17 protein-coding genes and 1 pseudogene are annotated in these 20,435 nt (G+C 42.3%); 1 reads left to right on the top strand and 17 read right to left on the bottom strand.

The genetic code is table 11. The features are described 5' to 3' along the window. From DW085_RS14930 to DW085_RS14885, 11 genes are all read right to left on the bottom strand, one after another. Nucleotides 1-897 (bottom strand): glycosyltransferase (locus DW085_RS14930; protein ID WP_118493393.1); only part of this gene is annotated, 897 nt, incomplete at its 3' end. Nucleotides 898-1,026: 129 nt separating this feature from the next. Next, nucleotides 1,027-2,313, bottom strand: coding sequence for a glycosyltransferase family 2 protein (locus tag DW085_RS14925; RefSeq protein WP_118493385.1), 1,287 nt, complete (start codon nucleotides 2,311-2,313; stop codon nucleotides 1,027-1,029). Between the two features lie 234 nt (nucleotides 2,314-2,547). Further along, on the bottom strand, nucleotides 2,548-4,431 hold the full coding sequence (locus tag DW085_RS14920) for a DUF4422 domain-containing protein (RefSeq protein ID WP_182430895.1): 1,884 nt from the start codon (nucleotides 4,429-4,431) through the stop codon (nucleotides 2,548-2,550). A gap of 61 nt (nucleotides 4,432-4,492) precedes the next feature. Then, nucleotides 4,493-5,233, bottom strand: a complete 741-nt coding sequence (locus DW085_RS14915) for an ABC transporter ATP-binding protein (protein ID WP_118493381.1) — start codon at nucleotides 5,231-5,233, stop codon at nucleotides 4,493-4,495. Nucleotides 5,234-5,242: 9 nt separating this feature from the next. Further along, a complete protein-coding gene (locus DW085_RS14910) occupies nucleotides 5,243-6,031 on the bottom strand; it encodes an ABC transporter permease (RefSeq protein ID WP_118493379.1) in 789 nt (262 codons plus the stop codon). Between the two features lie 27 nt (nucleotides 6,032-6,058). Next, on the bottom strand, nucleotides 6,059-7,009 hold the full coding sequence (locus DW085_RS14905) for a DUF4422 domain-containing protein (protein ID WP_118493377.1): 951 nt from the start codon (nucleotides 7,007-7,009) through the stop codon (nucleotides 6,059-6,061). Nucleotides 7,010-7,012: 3 nt separating this feature from the next. Beyond that, nucleotides 7,013-7,552, bottom strand: coding sequence for a sugar transferase (locus DW085_RS20665; protein WP_347475113.1), 540 nt, complete (start codon nucleotides 7,550-7,552; stop codon nucleotides 7,013-7,015). Beyond that, a complete protein-coding gene (locus DW085_RS20660; RefSeq protein WP_347475112.1) occupies nucleotides 7,549-8,373 on the bottom strand; it encodes a hypothetical protein in 825 nt (274 codons plus the stop codon). The genes DW085_RS20665 and DW085_RS20660 overlap by 4 nt, the downstream gene beginning before the upstream one ends. 25 nt (nucleotides 8,374-8,398) lie before the next feature. Further along, nucleotides 8,399-9,013: a transcription termination/antitermination NusG family protein gene (locus DW085_RS14895; protein WP_181986243.1), complete on the bottom strand. Its 615-nt coding sequence runs from the start codon at nucleotides 9,011-9,013 to the stop codon at nucleotides 8,399-8,401. 261 nt (nucleotides 9,014-9,274) lie between these two features. Continuing rightward, on the bottom strand, nucleotides 9,275-9,463 hold the full coding sequence (locus DW085_RS14890; protein ID WP_117796560.1) for a hypothetical protein: 189 nt from the start codon (nucleotides 9,461-9,463) through the stop codon (nucleotides 9,275-9,277). A gap of 45 nt (nucleotides 9,464-9,508) precedes the next feature. Next, nucleotides 9,509-9,760, bottom strand: coding sequence for a type II toxin-antitoxin system HicB family antitoxin (locus tag DW085_RS14885; protein ID WP_243034050.1), 252 nt, complete (start codon nucleotides 9,758-9,760; stop codon nucleotides 9,509-9,511). Nucleotides 9,761-9,873: 113 nt separating this feature from the next. Here DW085_RS14885 and DW085_RS19215 point away from each other — a divergent pair, with 113 nt between their 5' ends. Beyond that, nucleotides 9,874-14,637: a hypothetical protein gene (locus tag DW085_RS19215; protein WP_182430894.1), complete on the top strand. Its 4,764-nt coding sequence runs from the start codon at nucleotides 9,874-9,876 to the stop codon at nucleotides 14,635-14,637. Nucleotides 14,638-15,051: 414 nt separating this feature from the next. Here DW085_RS19215 and DW085_RS14875 read toward each other — a convergent pair whose 3' ends face one another. The 6 genes and pseudogenes from DW085_RS14875 to hisF all read right to left on the bottom strand — a co-directional run bounded on the left by DW085_RS14875 (nucleotide 15,052) and on the right by hisF (nucleotide 20,377). Continuing rightward, nucleotides 15,052-15,645, bottom strand: a complete 594-nt coding sequence (locus DW085_RS14875; protein WP_118493374.1) for a YHYH domain-containing protein — start codon at nucleotides 15,643-15,645, stop codon at nucleotides 15,052-15,054. Between the two features lie 165 nt (nucleotides 15,646-15,810). Further along, nucleotides 15,811-16,839, bottom strand: a complete 1,029-nt coding sequence (locus tag DW085_RS14870) for an ATP-binding protein (protein WP_347475114.1) — start codon at nucleotides 16,837-16,839, stop codon at nucleotides 15,811-15,813. Between the two features lie 286 nt (nucleotides 16,840-17,125). Further along, entirely contained in the window at nucleotides 17,126-17,251 is a 126-nt protein-coding gene (locus tag DW085_RS20230) for a hypothetical protein (protein WP_270224331.1), read from the bottom strand. A 154-nt stretch (nucleotides 17,252-17,405) separates the two neighbouring features. After that, a complete protein-coding gene (locus DW085_RS14865) occupies nucleotides 17,406-18,182 on the bottom strand; it encodes a hypothetical protein (RefSeq protein WP_117796563.1) in 777 nt (258 codons plus the stop codon). Between the two features lie 414 nt (nucleotides 18,183-18,596). Continuing rightward, nucleotides 18,597-19,282 (bottom strand): annotated as a pseudogene (gene hisIE, locus DW085_RS14855) (bifunctional phosphoribosyl-AMP cyclohydrolase/phosphoribosyl-ATP diphosphatase HisIE). A 336-nt stretch (nucleotides 19,283-19,618) separates the two neighbouring features. After that, the gene (gene hisF, locus DW085_RS14850; RefSeq protein WP_117796566.1) at nucleotides 19,619-20,377 is read right to left on the bottom strand and encodes an imidazole glycerol phosphate synthase subunit HisF; all 759 of its coding nucleotides are present in this window, start codon (nucleotides 20,375-20,377) and stop codon (nucleotides 19,619-19,621) included. Nucleotides 20,378-20,435 lie beyond the last annotated feature (58 nt).

The raw sequence follows: 20,435 nt of genomic DNA, 5'->3' as shown, positions 1-20,435 counted from the left end.
ATGTAAACTTTCCAATACATACCAACAATATATATTGTTCATCTTCAAATACAATTCAGCCAAGTTGTTTTTATAAAAAAATTCCATCCGTTCTCTAAAAGCCCAACATTTATGTAAACTTTCCAATACATACCAACAATATATATTGTTCATCTTCAAATACAATTCAGCCAAGTTGTTTTTATAAAAAAATTCCATCCGTTCTCTAAAAGCCCAACATGCATCTAAATTATCTTCTCTAAATTTTTTTCCTGTAATACTATCTTCTCGTCTTCTATCATAATTATATTTAGAAACATCTACATAAACCAACTTATTTGCATTATAAAAATATTTATATGTTGTATATTCGTCCTCATGTAATTTTCCCTTTGGATAACGTATATCTCCCAAAACGTCTCTTTTATATAATTTATTCCACGCTACAGGCTTAAACCATCTCCAATCAAGCATCGCCTCCAACGCTAGAATTCTATCTCCCTCTACCACTTTAGCTGAACAATTTGTTTCTTCTTCAATTCTGTCAGTGCAAATATTCCTATAACTACACTCTGCAATATCTGCATTATATTTTTTTAACACTCGATATAATAGAGCTATCATATCTAAGTCCAACCAATCATCACTATCAACAAATACAATATAATTACCAGATGCCATTTCGATTCCTACATTCCTTGCATCTGATAATCCTCCGTTATTTTTATGTATCACCTTTATTCTAGGATCTGTTTTAGCCATCTCATCGCACATAGCTCCACATAAATCTGGCGAACCATCATCTACCAATATGATCTCCAAATTTTGAAACGTTTGTTTTTGTACAGATTCAACACATCTTTCCAGATATTTTTCCACTTTATATACAGGAATAATTACACTGACCAGTTCTTCCATCACATTCACCCTATTTTTCCCCCACTACAACTTTTTCCAATTTTTCACAACATTTTAAAAAGAATAATTTTATAGCAAACAACAAATTATCCTTTATATTCATTTCCATCAAAATAACACCATATGATTTTAACAAGAGTTATCTAACCACGTATTATGTATATCCGATGACATATTCAAGCATATTTTAATATTATACATTTGAATTATTTTCTTAATCTCTTCTGCTCTGCTCTCATATTTATCCCAATTAGCCAATCTCGCATCTGGAATTAAAATAAATGATTCAACATTATATAATGAATTTTCATCAGTTAATAAAACGACTTTGTTACCATTCTTTTCTAAAAATTTCCTTTGATTCTCGACCATCTTTCGTTTGATTTTCGAATCAACTCCTCTGCAATAAATTCCTACTGCATCTTTTTTTTCCTCTCCAAACACTCCCACCTTTTCTCGTATAAAATCATTATTTTCAAAGTTAGTTCTAGCTATAGCAGATACAATCTTACTTGGCTCCCAGTATTTTAAAAGAATTCTATAGCCTTCACTCGAATCATCTGATTTTAATTTATTAATCCAACAATCTACGCAGTCCCACAATATTTTATTTGAAAAACTTTGAAATATTGTTTGGTATTCTTCCATCTTCTTTTCTCTTTTTAAAAAGGCTTGAACCTCCTGTACCACTATCGCACCTGTACAACGATTTTCAAACCGCTTCAAATCTAATATATCTCCACCTGTTATTCCAATTCCCAAATTATAATTATAATATTTTTCCTCTTGTATCCCTAAATAGGAATTTGCATAAAATGCCATGATGAAAAAAGCATATTGGTCCTCCGCTGCAATCATTTTTTGATCACTTAGCTGAGAAAATGACTTTTTACACAAAGCCGCATCCCACATTTTATCTGTTATATTAAAATCAAATTTTCCCTCAACATAACACTTTTCCAATATATCTTTTCCACATATATTATGAGGATATGGGGTTAGGAAATTTTCAACCCAATTAACCATTGTTTTTGATGTGTTTCTTGACGGAATAATATTTGTACCAAAATGGAGAATATCCACTTTTTCTTTTTTTATCTTTTTATATAATTCTTCACATGCATTCGATTTTAAACTATCATCACTATCGACAAACAATATATATTCTCCATTTGCAACCTCTACGCCATGTTTCCTAGCTTGCCCTGTTCCAAAATTGTGTTTATGATTAATGATTTTAATTCTTCGATCATTATTCGCCTTTTTTTCTACTACTGTTAATGACGCATCTGTAGATGCATCATTAACACAAATAATTTCTATATCTGTAAGTGTTTGTTTTAGCAAAGAATCCAAACATCTCTCTACATAATTTTCCGTATTATAGATTGGAACAACAATTGACACTTTTACCATATCATCTCTCCATGCTCAACTATAAATTTTTATTCATTTCTTTTTAGCGTATATTCATTCCTTCTCCACCATTGTTAAACACACACAACAAATACATTTTATAAAATATTTAAAACAGGACTTAGGCATTATTATTGCTATAGCTCCATCCGAAACATTTTACCGAAACCAACATCTCTTTTTATAACAAAATCTTACTGCTATTTCTCATTTGCGAAATCAACTATTAGAAACTTACTTTGTTTTTCTATAAATTGATTTAACCCACTCTCTCCTCCGACTCCCAATCGGCAGCACCTTATTGGCAATCTTCCGGATGCCCGCGTTCTGCTCCATCTTTGCAATTCTTGACAGTTCCGCTTCTCTCTCATCCATCAGGCATCGTTTCGTCTTTTGAAGAATCATCGGATAATACGGCGACAGCTTCGCATACTCCCAGAAATATTCCGCAAAATCACAGTCCACCACATCCCAAGGTTTCTGGTATCCAGCGAAATGGATCAGATACGGGCGTTTTCTCGCCTGTGTGTATGCTTCATAGAGCTGTCTCGGCGCCATCTTGAGAATATCCATACGGCTGCGTCCAATCTCCTGCCAGTCCATCAGCGTGTTCCACTGCTGTGGCAGGTAAGTTACTTTGTTTTTGCACACGATGTTCAGGATATCCTGATCGTGACAGCGATAGGAATGGGTCAGTGCCATCTGAATCATATCTTCTGAACTCATCGTCCTGCGGAGTCCGTCCAGATCAAGAATCAGGACACCTGCCTGGAAATAGTCATACGGGCTATCCAGACCCAATATCTCGGTCGCATAGGTCTGCCAGTTGTTCTGGTTCAGATTCAGCTGTCCTGCCACATCGATGTCTTTTGCTGCCCCGATCACAGCTCCGTTCAGGTCGAAATCATACAGTTCTGCTACGTCATGATCGGCTACCATATCACAGTCCAGGTAGAGAATCTTGTGATAATTCGGCATGATTTCCGGGATGATCAGGCGGTAATATGTCTCTACGGACAAGTGCTGATCGACAAATAATTTGCCCGCATCGAAGTATTCACATACTCGGATGAAACGAATCGATATATTCTGTTTGTCCCTGGCTGCCATGGAAATCAGATGCTGATTTTTCTCAGAAATGTCGTTGTACAGAATAATGATGTCATACTCTCTCTCCGGTGAGGCATTCACAATCACCGAGCGGATCATGATGTCAAGATACGGTGAAAATTTATCGTTGGCAGACAGCACGATCGGCACGCCTGCCGGATAAACCGGCTCCAGAACCGCTTTCGGCGCTGTCTCTTTGAACAGGGTTTTCGGCAATTCTCCCGCCCGGATTCCCGGCTGGGTTTTCAGCCACTCATAGTAGATGCCGCAAAGGCGTTCTGCCAGATATCCCATCACCCGGTATTCTTCCACGCTGTACCAGGTACTGTCGATCCGCTTTTCTGTCTCAAAAAGGATGTCAAAGAGCCATGCACAGTAGTCTTTATAGATCTCTTTTTTCATGATGAACATATTGCACTCATGGGCGTTTTCGGACTGCATATACGAATCTGCTGTCTGTGCAAACGCCGGATATTTTTCTTTCAAAATCTGCAGGGTAATGTCGAGATCTTTCCGGTGCTGGAAAGGAACCATGCCATATTCATGGTATACATCCATCGTTTTTCCTTCTGTCTTAATGCGCGGATACCGGCGTCCGCGGACGCTGATCACGTCATATTTTGTGATCAGATCGCGCATAATCTCCGGCTGAAGTTTCATTTCCTCGATCGCTTCTTCTGAGATGCGGTCATAGGCAATATTCCCCCATCCATCGTCTTTGTTCAGAGACGGATCAAATGCCAGATAGCGGCGGTAATGGAAAAATCCATAGTAATCCGCCTCTTCGTTTTTCCATGCCCAATACTGTGCCGTCAGCTCACAGTATGTCTTATTCCGTTCGGAAATATTGTCTCCCTCATCGTCATGCAGCATCCCCGGAAGTTTTGTTCCGGAGAGTGCGGTTCCCACCTGTATCGGATACAGATATGGATTTTCCGGCACATAGGCCGGTTTGTGGCAGACCACATAGATCCGGATATCCGGGATCTGTCCTGCTTGTTTTTCCATGTATATTACATTCCTTTCATCTACAGCATTTTGCGGGATTTTTATGCGTTTTCCGGCAGATTCAGGCTTTCCATATAGCATCGCAGACGCTCTCTGCCTCGCCCTGCATAACCACATTTCCCTTGTTCAGCCAGATTGCATGGTCGCAGAGCTGCCGCACGGTTGCCATCGTATGGGAGACAAAGAGAAGTGTCGTTCCATTTTCCAGCATATGATGCATGCGTTCCTGGCATTTTTCCTGGAATGCCGCATCTCCGACCGCCAGTACCTCATCGACGATCAGGATCTCCGGCTGCACGATCGTGGCGATAGCAAATCCCAGACGGGCTGCCATACCGGAGGAATAGTTTTTGATCGGCATATTCATGAAATCTTTGAGTTCTGCAAACTCGACGATCTCTTCGTAATGTGCATCCATGAATTCTTTGCTGTAACCGAGAACGGCGCCATTCAGATAGATGTTTTCCGTCGCAGTCAGTTCGCCGTCGAATCCGGCGCCCAGCTCGATCAAGGGTGCGATACTTCCCTTTACCTCTACCGTGCCCCGGTACGGCTTCAGGATGCCGCAGATCAGTTTTAACAGGGTTGATTTTCCGGAACCATTGGTTCCGATGAGGCCCCACGCTTCCCCGCGTTTTACTTCAAAATTGATATCTTTCAGAGCCATGAATTCCTGAAACATGAGCTCCCGTTTGATCAGTTTTACAAAATATTCTTTTAAGTTATCGATGCGCTCGGAAGCCATATTGAAACGGACCGCCGCATTGGTTACTTTTATGATTGTATCTTTGTCCGATGCCATTTCTGCCTCCTAGATATATAAGATAAATTTATCCTGCGTCTTTAAGAACGCGCCCACTCCGACCAGAAGTGCGATACCTGCTGCCACGAATCCGGCGATGATCAGATACAAATCTGGCATCCGGCATTCCAAAACGATCTGTCTGAACTGCGTGATATAGAAGTACATCGGATTCAGGGTCATAACCAGTTTCCGCAGTGCCTCCGGAAGCAGGGTGATCGGATAAAATAATGGGGTCAGGTACATCCATGCGGTCAGTACTGCATTGTAAATATGCTGGATATCACGGAAGAATACACATCCCTGTGCTAACAGCATTCCCAGTCCCAGGCAGAACAGATATTCCTGCAAAAGAATCACCGGAATGAACAGGAAGAATACATTCGGGACTACCCGGCACACGATAAATACGATAATAAGTGCCCCCAGAGCAAATATCATATTTACAAAGGAACTTGTGATTTTGGAGACGGTAAATACATATTTCGGTACATACGTTTTTTTTAGCAGGGACGCATTTCCAATGATGGAAAAGATCGCCTGTGTGGTTGATTCACTCATAAAGTTATAAAGAGTCTGTCCGATAATCAGGTATACCGGGAAATTGGTAATATCCGACCGGAACATATTGGAGAATACAATTACCATGATAACCATAACCATCAGCGGATTCAGAATACTCCAAAGATACCCCAGAAAGCTCCGGCGGTATTTCAGCTTGATATCTTTTGTCACCAGCTGCTGCATCAGGAAGCGGTATTTGTAAAATCCGCCCAGTCGTTTTAAGAACAAATTCATATCTTTTTCCTTTCTCTCTTTTTTCTTTTATCTCAGAAAAAGTCCTCGCAGCAGAACCCGTCTTAAACTTCCTGCCGGAAATAAACGGTTTAATCTGCGCATATCTATTTTAATTTTGATCTTTGTCGGTTTTAGCCTGAATTCCCGTATATTGGATGTGCTTTCCTCCTTTCCCGGTTCGGTATGATAGAATTTCAGATAGGGAAGTTCCGCACACTGCGCCCCCCTGTTTCTCTGATATAAGTAAAAGATGCCGAACAGGCGCTCCGCCAGATATCCAATCAGTCTCGGCTCCTGTTTCTGCCTGTCTGCTTCTTTTCTCTCTGCTTCAAAGGCGCTTAAAAGCGTAAAAAGCCATTCCATGTATTTCTGGAACAGCTCTTTTTTCATGATATACATATTCATATAATAGATTTCTTTGGAATGCATATATGCGTCCGCCGCATCTGCATATTCCGGATAAATCCGGTTTAAAAGTGCCAGCATCTGATTCAGATTGTTTCCATCATGATACTGACAGTATTGCCGGTAAACCGTTGTATTGATTCGTTCGCGATACACGGTCAGAAGATCGTATTGTTCGATCTGGCGGCACATCCAGTCTTCCTCGATCCAGTATGGCGTCAGATCTTCCCATACGGAATCTAATTCTATATATGGGATATGACGTTTTCCTATTATTTTCCCTTTCGCAGTCACCGGGCTTAGATTGTGAAAGGTCAGATAACGGCGATAATGGAAAAATCCGTAATAATCGCAATCCAAATGTTTCCACGCCCAGTACTGGGCTGTCAGTTCGCAATAATCTGGATTTTTTTCGGATATATTATCGCCCTCATTGTCATGGTATGTCATTCCTTCCAGCCGCCGGTCTGTCAGAGCCGTTCCCACCTGTATCGGATAAAAAAGGGGATTTTCCGGCACATACGTTGGCTTATGACAGGCAATCAAAATGCGTATATCTGCTTGTTTTTCCATGTTTTATTTTCCGTTTGTCGGCTCCTGTTCTTCTTTAACCCCTTCCGTACTCTCTTTCATCAGCATGATCTTCGGCGTCATGATAATCAGCTTCAGATCTTCCAGAACAGAATAGTTCCGTATGTACGTCAAATCCAGCTTCAGCTTGTCATAAGGGGTTGTGTTGTATTTTCCATATACCTGGGCATAACCGGTCAGTCCGGCTTTGACCTGCAGGCGGAAGGAAAATTCCGGTATTTCTTTTTCCAGCTCTGCTGCCAGCTCCGGGCGCTCCGGCCGCGGACCCACGATGGACATATCGCCTTTCAGAATATTGTAAATCTGCGGCAGCTCGTCCAGGCGGGTTGCACGAAGGAGGCGGCCAATCGGCAGGATTCTCGGATCGTCCTCGCTTGCCAGCCGTGCCTTTCCATCTGCTTCCGCGTTCTGCACCATGGTACGAAATTTATATATCTGGAATTTCTTTCCGTTTTTTGTAAGGCGCGTCTGCTGGTAAATCACCGGTCCGCCGTCTGTCACCTTGATGCTGATTCCTACAATCAAAAAAATCGGAATCGTAATAACGATTCGACGAGCGATCCGATGATATCGATGATCCGCTTCATGATGGCCTGTTCAATCTGCAGTCCCTGGTTATTTCTCGAAAGCAGCAGCGGTGAATCAAACAGATTCAGTTCCACCGAACTCCGAAGCAGAATATCTGAAATTTTTGGTACACTGTAGGTCCGGATATTCTGTCCGAAGCAGTATTTGATGATATAGTTGCGCTCGTGCGCCGGAATATCTCCGACAATCACGCTGTCATATTTGGCGATCTCCGCCTTTACCCGTTCCGGGTCTTCGTGATAGCTGATGATCTGGCTGATGATGTATTTATCTTCGCGGGCGTTCATCTTTTCGATCAGATGATAGTCGGAGTGATCGCCCGATATCAGCAGCAGTTCTCTCGGCGGAAACATCCCCCGGTACAGCCACAGAAATGTCATCGTCCATGCCAGAATGATGATGACTGCGCCGACCAGATTGACTGCCAGCGGCAGAGGTGCCGTGAATTTCTTATCCTGCACACTGATCTGAAAATACGTGATAATATTGGTAAATACCACCGCCAATATCTGTGAATATATCAGATTTCCTCGCTTCAGGAGGGCGATCTTGAATCCCCCGTACAGCTGCATAAAGAAAATAAGCAGGAGTCCATAGATGAATATCATCATCCAGTTACCCCTGCGGAAGAACGGCGCCCAGATAATCTTGTTGTACCAGTTGATCCAGATGACGCCATAGAGTCCTGTCAGAAGCGCAACCAATATCAGGGCAAATCCCAGCTTGATCAGGCGCTTGTATTGCTCAAATTGATTCATGCTTTTGTGTTTTGGTTCCTTTCTTTTACTTATCTTCCGGCAGACAGATTCCCAGTTCTATCCTGCGCTTTTCTCCCAGAAGCTCAACCTCGACCGTCACGATCCGCTTACGGATGCGCTTGCGTACAATCTTGTCCAGGAAGAAGGATAATGGTCCCTGGGCGGTTAGGATGTTGCCGTCTTCGTCAAGGGTGACAAAGGAGCGGCGGACAAGACATTCATCCAACTCCATCATCTGGCAGAGCAGTTTCTTCTCTTCCTCCCGGATCGCCCAGAATTCACAGTCTGTCCGCAGGAGTTTGGAAAGCTTCGGGACCCGCTTTAACGCCAGAAAGAATTCCTCCGGCGTGTCGGTGTCCGCGATAACATAGGATGGAAAGAGCGGTTTCTGGTATTCCAAAAGTTCCCCGGCATTGCGCCAGACGCATTCCTGCTCAATCACAAAACAGGCGCGGTACCCATTTCCTTTCAAAACGCGTTCGATGCATTCTGTCAGCTCCTGTTCCTTGCCTGTCTGTGTCTGGATCACATACCACATCCCTGTACTCTCCTTTGCATTTCTCTGCATTTTGGCGCACAATGGGTATGCTTCGCCATCCCGGAGCCGCCCGCAGGCTGCCCGGATACGATCGTTATCCATCCTATGTTCCATCTTTCGTCTGACCATGACATTGATCACAGGCAGCCTACTCCACGTGCTTTTGCTTCTTATTCTGCGTCTCTTAACGCGCTTTCATACATCCGCATCCGGCACGCCTGATTTTAGAGGATTTGTGCCTATGCGAAGTCTAGTTTATTATACTACGGTTTGTGGGGGGATTCAATAGAAGTTTGTGGGAAGGAATGTTTAGGAAATTCTTAAATTAATTTAATAAGATAAAAGCGGAGTTTTCACCCCGCTTTATCTACAGTCTTTGCACCAGGACTGGTTTCTAATTTGACCATTTCCCATTTTACGGAAACCAAATTCGCTGATTGGTTTTGGCTTATTACAATTCGGACAAATACGAACAGGCTCACTTCCATTGTATCCACTTGATTGAATTATTGGTCTATCAACATTAATATTATTTTTCTTATTAGCCGCCATTACAATACTCCTTTTTAACACATAAACTTCTTTTTATATCTTTATTTATATCATTTGCTCTGCATCCGATAAATAAACAGCAATTGCTTTTTCTACCGCTTTATTTAAAGAATCGCCATCTTCTAACGCTTTAAAAGCCAGTTTTTTATGTAATTCTGGCTTAATCCTGACATTAAAAGTGCCTTTATATTCCTTTTCAGGTTCCTTTCCAACTTCACTGCAAAATATAAGGTAATCGTCAACTGCACAATGAAATTCTTTTTCTACATCCGCAATATTACTTGTTTGAAAATCCACATAATCATTGATTCCTTCAATAACTCCATCAAATCTCCGCTTTTCCCATTTCCCTCCCCTTCCCCCCTATGCTACAATACCCTTATCACACCACCCAAAGGAGGCTCTCACCCATGATCCCACAAACATCCGTCAACTGGACCGCATTTAACTACAAATACTCCACCAATCCCCAACATGCCTTCGAGTCCCTCACCTACTACCTCTTCTGCCATGAGTTCCAGCAGCCCTACGGTATTTTCCGCTACTTCAACCAACCCCATATTGAGACAAATCCCATTCATGTGGGCGATCGCTATATTGGTTTCCAGTCGAAATACTATGCGGACAGTGTTACCATGTCTTCCAAAGAACAGGAACTGATCGGTGCTGTCAAGGGAGCCGTACAGAGATATCCAGGTATTACAACGCTTTATTTTTATATCAGCCGTGAGTTTTCTCCCAGTTCTAAAAAGGACGATATCATGCCCTCCTATCAGAAAAAAGTGGAAGCAGCCGCTGAAGAGCTTGGCATTGAGCTTGTCTGGCGGGTTCCCAGCAACCTGGAAGCGCAGCTGATGCAGGATAAGCAGCTTACCATTTGCCGCAATGTGTTTTTTCAGGTGGACTCTGCCGTACAGACCTGCTGTGAAAATCTTGTAAAACATAAAAGAGAGATATTTGATCACATTCACACCAGCGTAAGATATAGAGAAAACGATATTACTCTGGAACATATCCAACTAGACCTTAACTCGTTTCTAAATTCTGATGCGGTCATTTTGCTCATTGACGGAGCTGCCGGTTCCGGAAAATCGGCTCTGGTAAAACAACTTACGGATGGACTTACAAATGACTGCGCATTCCTCGCTTTTAAAAGTACCGATCTGGATGTGAATGATATCCTAAATTTTTTAACCCCTTACGGCGAATTAAATTTGGATGAAGTGATCGATGTATACAAAATGGCTGACACACGTGTGCTCTATATCGATGCAGCCGAAAAGTTTTTTATTTGTGAATATCAGGAAACGTTTGAGGATATCCTGAACCGCTTTATGGCGGCTGGATGGAAAATCATTCTGACACTCCGAACCGCGTACCGGGATTCTTTTCAAAACTCCCTATTACACGGCAGCAAGGTTCAGACCTATCATGTCGAACCGGTTGACTCTGATAAACTGTCCACTTTATCCCATACCTATGGTTTTCAGCTGCCACAGGACAAGCGGCTGCTGGATCTGCTCTGTGCGCCTTTCTATCTGGGCTTATATCTGGCTCTGGGAAACCTCGAGGATGAATCGATGCGTTCTTTGAACCGTGAGGCATTCGAGGAAAAGATCTGGAATGATATCATCCGTAACAACCGGAAGCGGAAGGACAATCTGCCAACCAGAAGGGAAACGGCTCTTATTTCTTTGACCACGAAAATGCTTCAAAATGAGATTTATTATTATGAGATTCTCGCAGAGGATGATTCCGAGGCACTTTCTGAACTGGAGAAAAGCGGCGTGCTGTTCCAAAGCGACGATGCCAGAAGATATTTGCACAGCCATGATGTATTTGAAGAGTTGGTTGTCGGTCATATTTTTACTGAACGCTACCGGCATGGTACCCTGAATGAGCAGTTTTTTGCCGATTTCCACCCTTCTCTCCGCATCCGAAAGCTATTTCGCGGATGGCTGGCTGATTTTGCCGCTGTTCCAACGCATCAGGAGCTTATTTTCCACCTTCTCGACTGCGAACAGGTAGATCAGATATGGAAAAATGAGATTCTATTAACGGTTATCAGCACGGAATCTTTAAAAGTAGTTTATCAAAAGCTGACACAAAAGATGGCTGCAAACAACTATGAGCTGTTACGAAAACTTGCCATTTTAATCAACACCTGCTGCCGCGCCGCAGAGAACTGGGAACAATACTGGAGTACTGGAAATCTGATTCCGTTTCGCCTTTCCAAGCCGTCCGGCTATGCCTGGCAGGCTTTGTTTGCTTTTTTGTTAGAGCAGAAAGAGACAATCCTCTGGGATGAACGTCTGATTTCCACCATCATTGAGGTACTGGATTCCTGGACCAAACACCTCGCTCATGCCAAATCAGAAAACACCCGTATGGCGGGAGAAATCGGAGTATTTTTGTTTCAAAAAATAGCCAATGACAAGGATCTGCGGTATACCTTTGAAAAAGGGCAGGTAGAAAAGCTGCAGGATGTATTGGTAAATTCTGCATGGATGATTCAGGAACCCTTAAAATCTCTTTTTCAAATGGTAATAGATGAAAAAACAGGCGATGAAAATCATCCTCCTCTTCCCCGTATGTATACGGACCTGGCAAAATGTGCTGTATCGGATATTTATCATTATGGAATGGTTCCAGCTGCAATGCCTGAAATCGCGCTTCATCTGATGGCAAAATTGTGGGTTCACTCCAATATGACTCTTCGTACCCATTACGCACATCCTGACATTGAAGAAGATTTCGGTTTAAATCCTCATCTGGACTTTTGGTACCAAACCGCAAGTGCTTATGCAACACCAATTATTCCGTTGCTGCAAGCCGAGCAAAACCTCGTAACCGATTGGTTAATTAATTTTTGCAATCAAGCTGGTAATTCCTACGCACATTCATCTTTAAATGAGGATTATGGGGAATGTACAAACATTACTATTTATGTAAACAATATACCTGTAGAACAAATTGCATCTGACCGACTCTGGAAGATGTACCGCGGAACTTCGGTTGGTCCAAATCTTCTGATTAGTCTCTTGATGGGGTTTGAAAAATGGCTTCTTATGGTTATCGAGCATTCAGAAACTCATATTGTTGTTAATTATTGCCGCTATATCCTGCAAAAGTCCCGCAATGTTATGTTGACTTCCGTGATCGTCAGCGCCGCAGAAGCTTATCCAGATAAACTATTTGAGATTGTCTGCGAGCTTCTTCGCACAAAAGAGCTGTTTCATCTGGATTCATATCGATTCACCGCCGAATCCTCAGCTTCCTTTTTGTTGTCCGGAAAAGATCTTCTTGAAAAAGAACGGCTGGAGAGTAACCGCCTTCCCTTCAGAAAAAAGCGGCTGGAAGAGGTTATTTTATCGTATCAAACAAACGCCAGCGGTCTATCAAAAGAAGCCTTCGAATTGCGGAAGCAAACGCTGTATCAGGCGATTGACCGAGCGGCTGCCGATATCGATACCTGGTCATCCAATGACAAATTTGCCTATTACCGGATGGATTTACGACATTATCAGGAAATTGTTGATGTTCAGGAAAATGAGCACGGGCAGACACTCTGTACGGTTCTCCCTGATTTTACAGAAGACATGAAAGCATTAAGCCAGAAGAGCGCTGCCGCCTATGAACCTCATCTGAAATATATGGATTTACAGTTATGGAGCGATTATAAATTCCACCATGATGTTAAATTCCGGGAATATAAAAAGTATGAGAATGTCCGCACCATTTGCTCAGAGCTGAACGAAATCTGGGCATATATGGACGCTGAAGTTCGCAATGAGGAACTCTCTTCCGACGATATATTTGTGATCGTGCACCGCTTTACTGCGATCGCATCTTACACCAGTGCTGTTTTACTTCGGGATTTTAAGGAAACATTGTCACATGAAGATCGGACATTATGCGAATGTATCATTTTCTCTATTGCTGATTTATTTGCACACGCTTCTCACTTTGAAATCGTTCAGGCTGGAAATGGAATCGATGCGATTGCCGTTGGACTGGTTCTTTTAAGCAATGAAGATAATATAAAAGCCATAAATGACGAAAATCCTCTGTGCCTGCTTCTTAAATTGGCACTGAATGACTGGAGTTACAACAGCCGTATCGTGAACGGAATCACGTCAACCATCTGGGCGCACAGCCAGAATGCTGCGTGGCATTTCCTATATCCGTTTTCACTCCTCGCCGATTCATATGAAGACGCGCTTTTGAAAAATGAGTCATTTTCCAGCGATGACTTTTTCAAACAGAATGAGGATGTAATTGCCTGTGCGCTTGCGAAAGACTCAGTTGATATAACCGACTTTGATTTTTCCAAGCTCCAGAATATGACGATTTTCACGCTTCTTTCCTTGGTCTCTCCCCAAGCAGCAGAGGCATTTAAATTCGCGGACGCAACGAAAGATCTTGTCATGGAACTTGTTTTTACAGATAACAGGGATTTACGCGCCGAACGCAGGGAGCTTTCTGGCTATACAATAAACTATGTTTCCTGGCTGGCAGATGTTCTGCTCCATTGTGAACAGACAAAGCAGACTAACCTGATCGATGCATTTTTCCAATATGCTGATTTGACTCGAAATGATAACTCAGGATATCTGCTCACCGAGCTCATCCGGATACAGGATATCAACGGGAAAACAGATGCTTTCTGGAATGTACGGGAATTACTGAAACCTTACCTTCTTGCATTAAGCAGCAAACCACAGGGTTCTTTTGATGACCGCCATCCTTATGGACTGGATAAAGTGATCATCAGCTATTTATTTGGCAATTCTCCCTGGAGATCCGGCGTTCACCGATGCGCCTTCCTTCCAGAAGGAAAAGCGGCTTTCTTTGACGATTTTATCGACAAATCGGGAAGTCCCAAAGCTCTCTTCTACGCGATTTCCCGGCTGCTCTATACCGTTGGGCAGGAACCTTACATTGAAAACGGAATCAACTGGATGTATAAACTGGTCTCGCGTGATCCTGACTGCCAGTTACCGCTTTATCAGCAAACCTTGTATTATATGGAAGAGTACGTCGGTCTTTTTGTATCACGCCATCGCATGGATTTCAGGAACGATGTGGAACTGGCTTTGAATACTCAGACGGTGCTGGAGTATATGGTAAATCGGGGATCGCAGATTGCTTTTTTCTTGCGGGAGTTGATTTAAAATAAAGGGTACAAAGGCAAAATTCTACATTTACTTAGAAATACATATCGGACTGATAGCGAACTCAGTTGACATTGCAGAACATAAGTTCTATAATTGGCTTGTTAGCATTTACAAATTACAGATTTATAAATATTACCTCGGAGGCCAATGCCATGAAAAAATAGGTTTAACCATATATGCTTTAAATGTTTTTCATACTGGAAAGTATCACATTGAAAAGAAACATGGACATTTAACTTTTATAGATATGCTTTCAGCTTTCTCTAAACTCTAGAACAGGGCAGTTTTCCCGCCCCCGTTTTGGTCTTCCATGAAACGAAGGATGCGGAAGTTGGTTTTAGAAAAGCGAAAATAGAAAGCCATGCGGCTTTATTACACAACCGCACGGCTTTTCTCTTCCATCACCTATTTTTATTTGCAAACCCGGTTCTCCAACTGCCCACTCTGCACATAATGTGTATAGTAAGCCTTCAAATCGTCTCCAAACACTGCCGCCAAATCCGGGTTATTTGCCTTATATACACTGACATCGAAATTCTCCGATGCCCTGCGTCCTTCTGCCATACCGCACGTATAAAAATGCTCAAATAACTTTTGCGAATCCAAGCCAACGACCGACTGCAAATCTGGATTATTCATATAATAATAATTTGCATCAAACACCGGCTGATACGTGTTCATCTGTTCCGCTACCTGATTCTGATTACCTGCGGAGTGTGCCTGTGTCTGAGTCTGCGTCTGACCGGACGTATTTCCATTCGAAACCGCCCCATTCTTATACGGGCAAACTCCATTTGGATGAAGATGTGCCTCATGGCCGCCACAATGATAATGATAACTTCCCAGACCGCTCTGATTCTTGTAGTCATGATGTCCGCCCTGTGCATCCGTCCGTCCCGGATGCGCCTCGGCTGTAATCATCGTCATGTTTGAGACAGTCGCGAACGATGCCGTCAGCATCATGCAGGATAAAAGCGCAGTTCCAAACTTTTTAAAACGTTTCATAATAACTCCCCCTTGTAACTGTAAAATGAAATGCTCTCCAATTTAATTGTAACATTTCCATACAGAAAACACAAGAAAATTGCCATAATACCGCACTAATTCTGCCTTATAAACCATGCGGTTGCCATTACACAGCTGACACATACTCTTCTTACTCACCTTCTTTCAAGGAAAACTCCTTAAGAAATGGAATTCCTCCATATACCCCCGCCAGATAATCCTTTTCAAATGATGCATCGGAACGCACCTTAAAGTCCGAAAGCGCACATAATTCCGAATGTCCCAGCTCGTCTTTCTGTACAAACCAAATCTGGTCCCTTCGGAAGAATTTTTATCCATTAATGTCGTATCATGTGTAGTATAAATCAGCTGAGCCATTGAATTGTTATCATAAAATAAATCAATAAAAAATTTTAACAACAATGGATGTAATTTTACATTTAGCTCATCCATCACCAGTACATAATCATTGATAATTGCCATATGTGCATGGATAAAAAGCATGATACTCTTGATTGTACCTTCTGACTCATCGTATAAATTCAAAGGATATAATTCCCCATCCGCCCCTTTATGAAATGTAAAAAACAGCGTTTCTTTTTCTTTATAAGTAATATCCTTTATTCCAATATCTATTGCGGTAAGAAACTCTAATAACTTTTCCTTTTTTCCATCAATTACCTTAGGTAAAAGAGCATCTAAAAACCTTGTATCTTCATAGTCATCCGACATAAAAACCAGTACATCTGTAATTCCTGAATAAACCGTTTTAAAAATATCTGTTTTTAACTTGAGCTTATTAAAGAAAGATAACAATAATGTCTCTGGTGGAATTTGATCTTTATAAGCTTCACATTTTTTTCTAACGTACACCCCTAAATTTACTTTTTGCATCGTCCTCTCAAAAATCGTCACTTTACGGTTTGTCTTTAAACTCTTTCTGTACAGCCATTCCATCACGATCTTCTCAGAATTGTACTCAACCCCATACTGATACTCCTCGTCCCGCAGAATCTGTACAATCTCAAATTCTGAATTACCTTTGTTCTCTTCAAAAGAAAATGGTTTACTGCATTTTTTGAGTACGGACTCAGCTCCGTCATCAACATTGTTCAAAGATTGGGAAACAATCCGCCGAAAAAGCTGTAGTGCCCACACGAAATTGGACTTTCCGCTGGCATTGGCGCCATAAATAGCTGCTACCCGCAGGAATTTTTCCTTGGTATCTATATCAATCAGGTTCGACGGTGCTCTTTATAAGCGCTGATTGCTGTCATATCAAAAATCGTTTCTTCTTTAAAGGAAAGAACGTTTTTCATTTTAAATTGCACCAACATGTTTTGTATCTCCTTTTTATATCAACATTTTTGTGATTTTTCCGTTATTTTATTGATTTTATGTTTCATAATTACTCTATCCGTCTCTCTCAATTACAAAAAAAAATCAAGATTCTATGCCGGAATAGAATCTTGATCATCAATTAGCCGCGATACTTTTCGCGAGGGATTCGCAGGCAGAACACCTTGAGGCCATATTGTGAAGCCCAGATGCGCACGCCCTTACGAGTAATATATGGAGTATATACTAAGACATATTCCTTATCCATAAGGCGGTCACCTCCTTTTTTGAAGGTTCCTCTTGAAATCCCCGACAAAGTATGATACATTTAAAAATGTAAATACGTATCCCGGCATACTCGTCGGCAGAATTTGTGCTGCAACACAGATTCAAGAGGCAGAACACCTATGGGTGGTCTGCTTTTATTTTTCCAACTCTTCTTTTAAGTTGGAAATAAAAGTGGGTAACATGTTTTCAATGTAAAGTGTGATGAAATCTAAATCTTTTTCGGTCACATTCTGGGGAATGATAACCTTTGCCACAGAACCAGAAAGTGTTGGTATTGTAAAACAATACGCCGACGGCTCCATCGACGTCAGAACTTCCTCTTTGGATTCAGCGGTACTATTTTCACTAACCTCTTTAGAATCTTTAGAAGAACTTTCATCCTCAAAGGAGTCAATATCATTCTCATCTGATTCCAAAAGAATAATGCCGTTTTTCAGTATTCCTACCTGCTCTGCATTTTCAATGAATTTCGCAGCGGCAATATCCTTAGCGCTTTTCGTTAGATTGTATTCTAAAAGAAGTATATTACTAAGCTTATCTTGACTAGGAAGGGCCTGGTTTTCATATCTTTCCACGATCTTACGATATAGCGGAGCCGATAAAAAGCTTTCTACGATAGCGCGTCTGGTATCTAATTCATTAACCGGATAGACAATCCGCTTGGCAAGTTCTGTCAGTTCAACCGCTCCATTTGAACCTCGAATCAATCCAAACTGCTTTGCAGTACTAATCTTTGCCCGAAAGGAATTTGTCTTCACGCTAAATCCAAGAACACTTGCAATAGTATTGATAGATACACGCTTTCCACCGATTTTTACAATTTCATTAATGAAATCCACAATTTCTTTAATAGAAAACATGGGATACAGTGAACTTCTTTCCTTTATATTTTTTTCAGCCGACTGTGCCATCTGAGAATCTCCCTCCTTAAATCCACGTCTAGTATAGCATCTACCATCCACTTCGTCAAGACTTAAACTTAATTTGATTCTCAATGTGCTCAAAATTTGATTCTTATTTACGTCCATTCTCGTAAAAACTATGTTTTTTACATTGTAAATTTAAAATTGAGTGCACATATCATTAAAAAGGACCATATCATTTTTCTTATATTTTGCGAAACAGCATCTGTTGTCATTTGCTGTTTCACAAATTTCATTTTTTCCTTCTGCACTCCTATTTTTAACCTGATTCTCCAGGCATTCCATACACTTAATATATATAATTTTCGTATAAAAATAGGCTATTGCAAACACCTGCATCCGCAATAGCCCATTCTTACCTTCTACTATATTCGTCACTCTCCAAAAACTTAAAAGAGCTTTCTACCGCATATACTCCTGCTTCACCTTATGATCCACCACATGCCGCTTCGCCAGCTCTTTCGTCACATCCTCTACACTGATGCCCGCGTCTGCCATCAGAACCATGGCATGGTAACACAGATCTGCCAGCTCGTAGATCGTTTCGTCCTTGTCTTTCTTCGCTGCCGCGATGATAACCTCGGTACACTCCTCGCCGACTTTCTTCAGAATCTTGTCCAGACCTTTATCAAACAGGTAAGTCGTATAACTTCCTTCCTTCGGATTCGTCTTACGTCCCATAATGAGGTCGTAAAGTCCCTCATAGGAAAACGGCGTGATCTCCTCGTTCTGGTAAACCGGCTCAAAGAAGCAGCTCTCTGCGCCCGTATGGCACGCCGGACCTTCCTTGACCACCTCGACAATCAAGGTGTCCTTATCGCAGTCCGCATAAATACTGGAAATATGCTGCACATTCCCGCTCGTCTCACCCTTTCTCCAGAGCTCCTGACGGCTGCGGCTGTAAAAACAGGTTTTCTTCTCCCGAGGCTGATCTCCAGACTCTCCCTATTCATCCAAGCCATCATCAGAACCTTCTTGCTATAATGATCCTGCACAATCGCCGGAATCAGACCTTTCTCATTAAACTTTAACTCATCAATCTTAAACGACGGCTCTACGCCTGCAATCTCGTTGATATTCTCACTCATATTTTTATCCTGCCTTACCACATAAAATTTTAATTACATCGTAACTGTTCAGTACCTTCACAGTCACGCGCAAAATCCCATTAAAAATTGCCTGCTGGCTCATGTTTTCGTACGATCAGCGCAGCGCCGACGCTCTCCTTCGCGATCCACAGGAGAACAGGCATCCAAAAACTGTAGAAAACATCGCATACGCCGGTGCGTAGTGAGGTCTTTTCGAACTTAGCACCGCTGCGTAGGCGCAAGAGCGAAAGCGTTTTTCGGAAGTTTCTGGATGCCTGTTTTCCGTCCCTCTCACGAAAAAGCACCGCCCTCTAACTTTTAGGGCATCTATGCGATTTAGATCAACCGCATCTCCACCCCATTCTCCGCCAGATACTGTTTCAATTCCTTAATATTCACTTCTTTCCGGTGGAAAATACTCGCCGCCAGTCCCGCGTCGATCTGCGGATACTGGAAGAGGTCTAAAAAATCTTCTTTCTTTCCCGCGCCTCCCGATGCAATAATCGGCACATCGACACGCTTCGCGATCTCCAAAAGCATCGGAATATCAAATCCCTGCTTCACACCGTCCGTATCGATACTGTTGACCACCAGCTCGCCTGCGCCGCGTCTGACGCCGGATTCTGCCCATTCCAGCGCATCAATGCCTGTATCGACACGCCCGCCCTGCTTAAATACGTGGTATTCGTCTCCAACACGTTTAACATCCATCGAAAGCACCACACACTGATCGCCGTAGCGGTGTGCCGCCTCGGTAATAAGCTCCGGATTTTTGATCGCGCCGCTGTTGACGCTGACCTTGTCCGCGCCGCATTTTAAAACGCGGTCGAAATCATCCAGCGTGCTGATGCCGCCGCCGACCGTCAGCGGGATGAAAACCCGTTTTGCCGCCTCAGTCAGGATGTCGGTAAAGATTTTTCTTCCTTCTACACTTGCCGTAATATCATAAAATACCAGCTCGTCCGCGCCGCTCTGGTTGTAAAATTCTGCCATCTCGACCGGATCCGCCACATCCTGGATTCCCTCGAAGTTGACGCCTTTCACGACACGCCCGTTCTTTACATCCAGACACGGAATAATACGTTTTGAAATCATGCCGTTCCCTCCTGATTTCTTTTTCTGATTATTCATTCGAACGCTTCGAATGATTTTT

Source organism: Clostridium sp. AF50-3 (assembly GCF_003477445.1).
Taxonomy (GTDB): domain Bacteria; phylum Bacillota; class Clostridia; order Lachnospirales; family Lachnospiraceae; genus Otoolea; species Otoolea fessa.
Note: the sequence above shows the minus strand (reverse complement) of the source record. Positions and strands in the feature narration are given on the sequence as shown.